Source organism: Alitiscatomonas sp. (assembly GCF_037242085.1).
Lineage (GTDB): Bacteria > Bacillota > Clostridia > Lachnospirales > Lachnospiraceae > Alitiscatomonas > Alitiscatomonas aceti.
In genome coordinates, this window is sequence record NZ_JAXXBR010000075.1 from 79286 (window position 1) to 85878 (window position 6593).

Here is a 6593-nt window from a genome sequence, read left to right on the forward strand (position 1 = left end):
TCTGCCACGCCAAACGGCCGGCGGACTCCATCATCTTTGAAAGGGAAAGAAAACAATGAGCGGAATTTGCGTAAAGAATCTGACAGTGGGAATGGTAGAGACCAACTGCTGCCTGGTCTATAATGAGGAGACAAAACGGGCGGTGATCGTGGATCCGGGCGATGCAGCAGATGTGATCCGGGAGGAATGCCGGAAGCTGGAGCTTTCGCCGGAGCTGATCCTTCTGACCCACGGCCATTTTGACCACATTATGGCGGCAGAGGAGCTTAAGAAGGAATGGGGAATTAAGATCTGTGCCTGTGAAAAGGAGCTGGAGGTCTTAAGAGACAGCAAAAAGAACCTGATGATGGATTATTACAGAAAGGATTACACGCTGGAGCCGGATCTGACGGTCTGTGACGGAGAGACCTTTGAGGCCGCGGGCGTGACCTGGAAGGTGATCGAGACCCCTGGCCATACCATCGGCTCCTGCTGCTACTATATCGAGTCTGAGGATCTTCTGTTTGCGGGCGACACCCTGTTCCGCACCTCCTACGGCCGGGTGGATCTTCCCACAGGAGACGCCATGTCCATGCTGGCCTCGGTGAAGAAGCTTTTAACGCTTCCGGAGACGGTGAAGGTATATCCGGGCCATATGGGCGTTACCTCCATTGAATATGAAAAGAAGCACAATCCCCTGGCGAGGTACTAGAAATGATCGGAATTTTACTGAATGATGCTTCCTATGAGCAGGACATCCGGGAGCTTTTAATGGCGTTCTATCCAGGAGAGGGCTTTGCCCATGAAAGGACCGGGGGCGTGGACTTTTATGTGGAAGGAACGTATGAGCCGGAGTCCGGCACATTTTCCCTGGATATCCTGGAAAATGAAGAGAAAAAGGCGGGAGCGGCATTTCCCGTCTCTTATGAGAACCGTCTGGAAGCCAAGACCGCCATCAAACGGGAGCTTTACGGCCTTCTTTCTGCCCGTACCGGAAAGACTCTTCCATGGGGGACCCTTACCGGGATCCGTCCCACAAAGATCGCCTTAAGCCGGCTGGACCAGGGCGTTCCGGAGGAAGAGATCCGGGAATTCATGGAAAAGACCTATCTGACCAGCAGAGAGAAGATCGATCTGAGCCTGGATATCGCGGAGCGGGAAAAGGAGCTCCTAAGCCATATCGACTACGAAAACGGATACAGCCTGTATGTGGGGATCCCGTTCTGTCCCACCACCTGCCTGTACTGCTCCTTTACCTCCTACCCCATCGGGGCCTGGGAAAAGAAAATGGACCAGTACCTGGCCGCTCTTTTTAAGGAGCTGGATTATGTGGCGGAGACTATGAAGGGACGCACCCTGGATACAGTCTACTTCGGGGGAGGAACGCCAACGGCCTTAAAGGCAGAGGAGCTGGATGCCATCCTCACCCGGATCGGGGAGCGGTTCGATCTTTCTTCTGTGAAGGAGTTTACAGTGGAGGCCGGACGGCCCGACAGCATCACTGAGGATAAGCTGAAGACCCTGCGGGCTCACGGGATCTCCAGGATCTCCATCAATCCCCAGACCATGAAGCAGTTCACCCTGGATCTCATTGGCCGCCGCCACACGGTGGAGATGGTGAAGGAAAAATACCGTCTGGCGAGAAGGCTGGGCTTTGATAACATCAACATGGATCTGATCATCGGCCTGCCGGAGGAGGATATAAACGACGTGCGGGCCACTATGGAAGAAATAAAGGAGCTGGCCCCCGACAGCGTTACGGTCCATTCCCTGGCCATCAAGCGGGCTGCCAGGCTCAATATCTTTAAGGAGCGGTATGCGGACTTAAAGATCGAGAACACCCAGGAAATGATCGATCTGACGGCAGAGTACGCCAGATCCATGGGCCTGGTACCCTATTATCTGTACCGCCAGAAAAACATGGCCGGCAATTTTGAAAATGTGGGCTACGCGGCCCCGGATAAGGCGTGTATCTACAACATCCTCATCATGGAGGAAAAACAGACCATAGTCGCCTGCGGGGCCGGGACCACGACGAAGGTGGTATTCCCTGCGGAAAACCGTCTGGAGCGGGTGGAGAACGTCAAAGATGTGGATCAGTATATCGCCCGCATCGACGAGATGATCGGAAGAAAAGAAAAGATGCTTGAAAAACTGGATGGGCTGTCGTAAACTTACCATCAGACATAAAATATGGAGGAACGAGTATGGCGTTAAAGAAAAAGCCGGTGACCGGCATGAAGGATATCCTGCCCCAGGAAATGCAGATCCGCGATTATGTTCTGAACCAGATCAAGGAAACGTACCGCGGCTTCGGATTCTCTTCCATTGAGACTCCCTGTGTGGAGCACATCGAAAACCTGTTAAGCAAGCAGGGGGGAGACAATGAAAAGTTGATCTTTAAGGTATTAAAGAGGGGCGAGAAATTAAACTTAGAGGCAGCAGAAACAGAAAATGACCTGGCAGACAGCGGCCTGCGCTACGATCTGACGCTCCCGCTGTCCAGATACTATTCCAACAACGCGGCCAATCTGCCGTCGCCCTTTAAGGCGCTCCAGATCGGAAGCGTATGGAGGGCAGACCGCCCCCAGAAGGGCCGTTACCGCCAGTTTGTCCAGTGTGACATCGACATCTTCGGCGATGCCACCAGCCAGGCGGAGATCGAGCTGGTGCTGGCGACCACCACAGCCTTAAAAAAGATCTGTCCCAACAACCAGTTTGAGGTCCGCATCAACGACCGGAAGATCCTGCGGGCCATGGCCGTTTACAGCGGCTTCCCGGAGGAGGACATTGAAAAAGTGTTCATCACCGTGGACAAGATGGACAAGATCGGCGTGGACGGCGTGAGAGCGGAGCTGGTAGAAAACGGATATTCCGAAGAAACGGCGGATAAATATCTGGAACTCATGGGACAGGTGACAAATGACGCCGATGGAGTCCGCCGTATGGGAGAGATCCTTTCGGGCGTACTGGAGGACGGTGCAGCTGAAAATCTGGCGGAGATCATGGATACGGTCATGAGCGTGTCCGGCGGAGGCTTCGGACTGAAATTCGATCCCACCCTGGTCCGCGGCATGGGCTATTACACCGGCACGATCTTTGAGGTGGCCATGGAGGGCTTTGGCGGCTCTGTGGCCGGCGGCGGAAGATATGATAAGATGGTGGGAAGATTCACAGGCATGGATACACCGGCCTGCGGCTTTTCCATCGGCTTTGAGCGGATCGTGGGGATCCTCATGGACGCCGGCTTTGTTGTTCCGGAAAAGAATGCCAGAGAGGCCTGGATGTATGAAAAGGGCATGGGAATGGAGCGCCTTTCTGAGATCCTCAAGGAGGCCATGGCTGCCCGGGCAGAGGGAAAGACGGTCCTGGTGACCCAGATGAATAAAAATAAGAAGTTCCAGAAGGAGCAGCTGGGAAAAGAAGGCTATACGGAGTTTAAGGAATTCTATAAAGAGGAGTTAAAGCGTTAAGCAGGAGGAGAATATCATGGCAGAATCAATGGCAGGCTTAAAGCGTTCCTGCCGCTGTACGGAGGTTACAGAGGCAAACGTGGGCCAGGAGCTGACCCTTATGGGCTGGGTCCAGAAGAGCAGAAATAAAGGCGGCATCATCTTTACAGATCTGAGAGACCGCACCGGGATCATCCAGATCATTTTTGAGGAAAGCGACTGCGGAGCCGAGAGCTTTGCAAAGGCAGAGCGCTTAAGAAGTGAGTTTACCATCGCGGTGACCGGCGTGGTGGAAAAGCGTTCCGGCGCGGCCAACGAAAACTTAAAGACCGGTTCCATTGAGGTACGGGCAAGATCCCTGCGGATCCTTTCCGAATCCGAGGTTCCGCCGTTCCCCATTGAGGAAAACAGTAAGACAAGGGAAGAGGTGCGCTTAAAATACCGGTATCTGGACCTGCGCCGTCCGGATCTCCAGAGAAACATCCTGGTCAGAAGCCGTGTGGCTACCATGGTGCGCCAGTTTTTAGCAGATGAGGGATTTTTAGAGATCGAGACCCCCACCTTAATTAAGAGCACGCCGGAGGGAGCCAGGGACTATCTGGTGCCCAGCCGTGTGCATCCGGGGAACTTTTATGCCCTTCCCCAGTCTCCGCAGCTCTTAAAGCAGCTTTTAATGTGCTCTGGATTTGACCGTTATTTCCAGCTGGCCCGCTGCTACCGGGACGAGGATCTCAGGGCTGACCGCCAGCCGGAGTTTACCCAGATCGACATGGAGCTGTCCTTTGTGGATGTGGAGGACGTGCTGGATGTAAACGAGAGGCTTTTAAAGAAGATCTTCAAGGAGATCTGTGATTTTGATGTGCAGCTTCCCATCCAGAGAATGACCTGGAGAGAGGCCATGGACCGCTTCGGCTCAGATAAGCCGGATCTGCGGTTTGGAATGGAGCTTAAAAATGTGTCCGACGTGGTAAAGGACTGTGAATTTGTGGTGTTTAAGAGCGCCCTGGAAAACGGCGGTTCTGTCCGCGGCATCAACGCAGACGGCCAGGCCGGCATGCCCAGAAAGAAGATCGACGCTCTGGTGGAATACGCCAAGGGCTTTGGGGCCAGGGGACTGGCCTACCTGGCCATCCATGAGGACGGCTCCTATAAGTGCTCCTTCGGAAAGTTCATGAAGGAGGAGGAGCTGGACGCCCTGGTAAAGGCCATGGACGGAAAGCCGGGAGACCTGTTATTCTTTGCCGCCGACAAGGATAAGGTGGTATTCGACGTTCTCGGAAACCTCCGTCTGGAGCTGGCAAGACAGCTGGATCTTCTTAAGAAGGATGACTTTAAGTTCCTGTGGGTGACTGAGTTCCCGCTTTTAGAGTACTCAGAGGAAGAGGACCGGTATGTGGCCATGCACCATCCGTTCACCATGCCCATGGAGGAGGATATCCCCCTTCTGGACAGCGATCCGGGCGCAGTGCGTGCAAAAGCATACGATATCGTGTTAAACGGAACAGAGCTGGGCGGCGGTTCTGTGCGTATCCATCAGGGAGATATCCAGGAGAAGATGTTTGAGGTCCTGGGCTTTACGCCGGAGCGGGCCAACGAGCAGTTCGGCTTCCTTCTGGATGCCTTTAAATATGGCGTTCCGCCCCATGCCGGCCTGGCCTACGGCCTGGACCGTGTGATCATGCTGATGGTGGGAGCCGACAGCATCCGCGACGTGATCGCTTTCCCGAAGGTAAAGGATGCCTCCTGTCTGATGATGGAGGCTCCGTCAGAGGTGGATGTGAAGCAGCTGGAGGAGCTTCATATCGCTGTGGTTCCGGAGGAGAAGGAACAGGAATAAAGAAGAATAAAGAGGGCATCGGCAGTCGCCGGTGCCCTCTTATTTGGTTAGTGGGAAGAAATAGCTGTCCTGCCGCACTTTCGGATGGAAGGTCAGAAGGAGCGGAAAAGAAAATACAGGATCATCAAAACGAATACGATCTTTACACTGTTATATATAAGCGTACTATGTTTAGAATTGCGGACCTTTTCCAGCACATATATCTGGATGGATATCATGAGGAAATAGCGTATCACATCCAGAACGGTCGGAAGGATGGAGAGGGGGAAAACAGGATACCGGGGTCTTGTGTGAATAGAGGAAATAATCCCCAGGGCCAGGGCCGCTATAAAAGCTTTTTTATATTTTGGCTGCATTGAAAACTCCTATTACTGCAATTCGCTGTTTACAAGGTTATCTGGTAAAAAGGACCATTCTCCCGTCCATCCAGCCCAGTATTGAGATCCGCTATATCCACTTACGGCCACAATTTATCACTTTGATGTATTCGTACCTTTATAGTTTTTTATAAGAATCAATAAAAACGGTTTATATGAATGCAACAGGAGAAAAAGATTATCTAATATATATAATACGTTGAAATATAAAGAAAATCAATGGATTAAAGCGATAAATTCAAAAAACTTTCTGAGAGAACCCCGCTTATTCTAAAGCGGCCCCTGGCTTTGTGAAACTTTAGTGAAGTGATGGTATTTTACCGCCTGTTCTGTTAGAATACAGGTAGAAAAGAAACGAGCAAGGAAGGTGGAAAAATGGATGCTGTGAAGGTACTGATGGTGGACGACGAGGCCAGGATGCGGAAGCTGGTAAAGGATTTTCTGGCCATCAAGGGATATAAGGTGATCGAAGCAGAGGACGGGGAGCAGGCGGTGGATATCTTTTTTAAAGAAAAGGATATCGGTCTGGTGATCCTGGACGTGATGATGCCGAAAATGGACGGCTGGGAGGTATGCCGGACCCTCCGCCGCTATTCCCAGGTGCCGATCATCATGCTGACGGCCCGGTCCGAGGAACGGGACGAGCTTCTGGGGTTTGAACTGGGAGTGGACGAGTATATTTCCAAGCCCTTCAGTCCAAAGATCCTGGTGGCCCGCATAGAGGCCATTTTAAGGCGGGGAAATGCCGGAACGGGAGAGATCCTGGAGGCAGCCGGGATCCGGGTGGATAAAGACGCCCACGAGGCCAGTGTGGACGGCCAGCCGGTGGATCTGAGCAATAAGGAATTTGAGCTTCTGACGTATTTTATGGAAAACCAGGGGATGGCCCTGTCCAGGGAAAAGATCCTGAACAACGTGTGGAATTACGATTATTTCGGCGACGCCAGG

Annotated in this window: 5 protein-coding genes; all 5 read left to right on the forward strand. The window is 52.6% G+C overall.

Annotated elements, in window-relative coordinates; genetic code table 11:
- The first annotated feature begins 55 nt into the window (after nucleotides 1-55).
- Nucleotides 56-691 (forward strand): MBL fold metallo-hydrolase, encoded by a 636-nt coding sequence (locus WIH05_RS07185; protein WP_022274451.1) that lies wholly within the window; start codon nucleotides 56-58, stop codon nucleotides 689-691.
- A 2-nt stretch (nucleotides 692-693) separates the two neighbouring features.
- The gene (gene hemZ / locus WIH05_RS07190; protein WP_337425173.1) at nucleotides 694-2151 is read left to right on the forward strand and encodes a coproporphyrinogen dehydrogenase HemZ; all 1458 of its coding nucleotides are present in this window, start codon (nucleotides 694-696) and stop codon (nucleotides 2149-2151) included.
- A 35-nt stretch (nucleotides 2152-2186) separates the two neighbouring features.
- Nucleotides 2187-3452, forward strand: coding sequence for a histidine--tRNA ligase (hisS, locus tag WIH05_RS07195; RefSeq protein WP_022274452.1), 1266 nt, complete (start codon nucleotides 2187-2189; stop codon nucleotides 3450-3452).
- Between the two features lie 16 nt (nucleotides 3453-3468).
- Nucleotides 3469-5268, forward strand: coding sequence for an aspartate--tRNA ligase (gene aspS / locus WIH05_RS07200; RefSeq protein WP_022274453.1), 1800 nt, complete (start codon nucleotides 3469-3471; stop codon nucleotides 5266-5268).
- 752 nt (nucleotides 5269-6020) lie between these two features.
- Nucleotides 6021-6593 (forward strand): response regulator transcription factor (locus WIH05_RS07205; protein WP_337425174.1); only part of this gene is annotated, 573 nt, incomplete at its 3' end.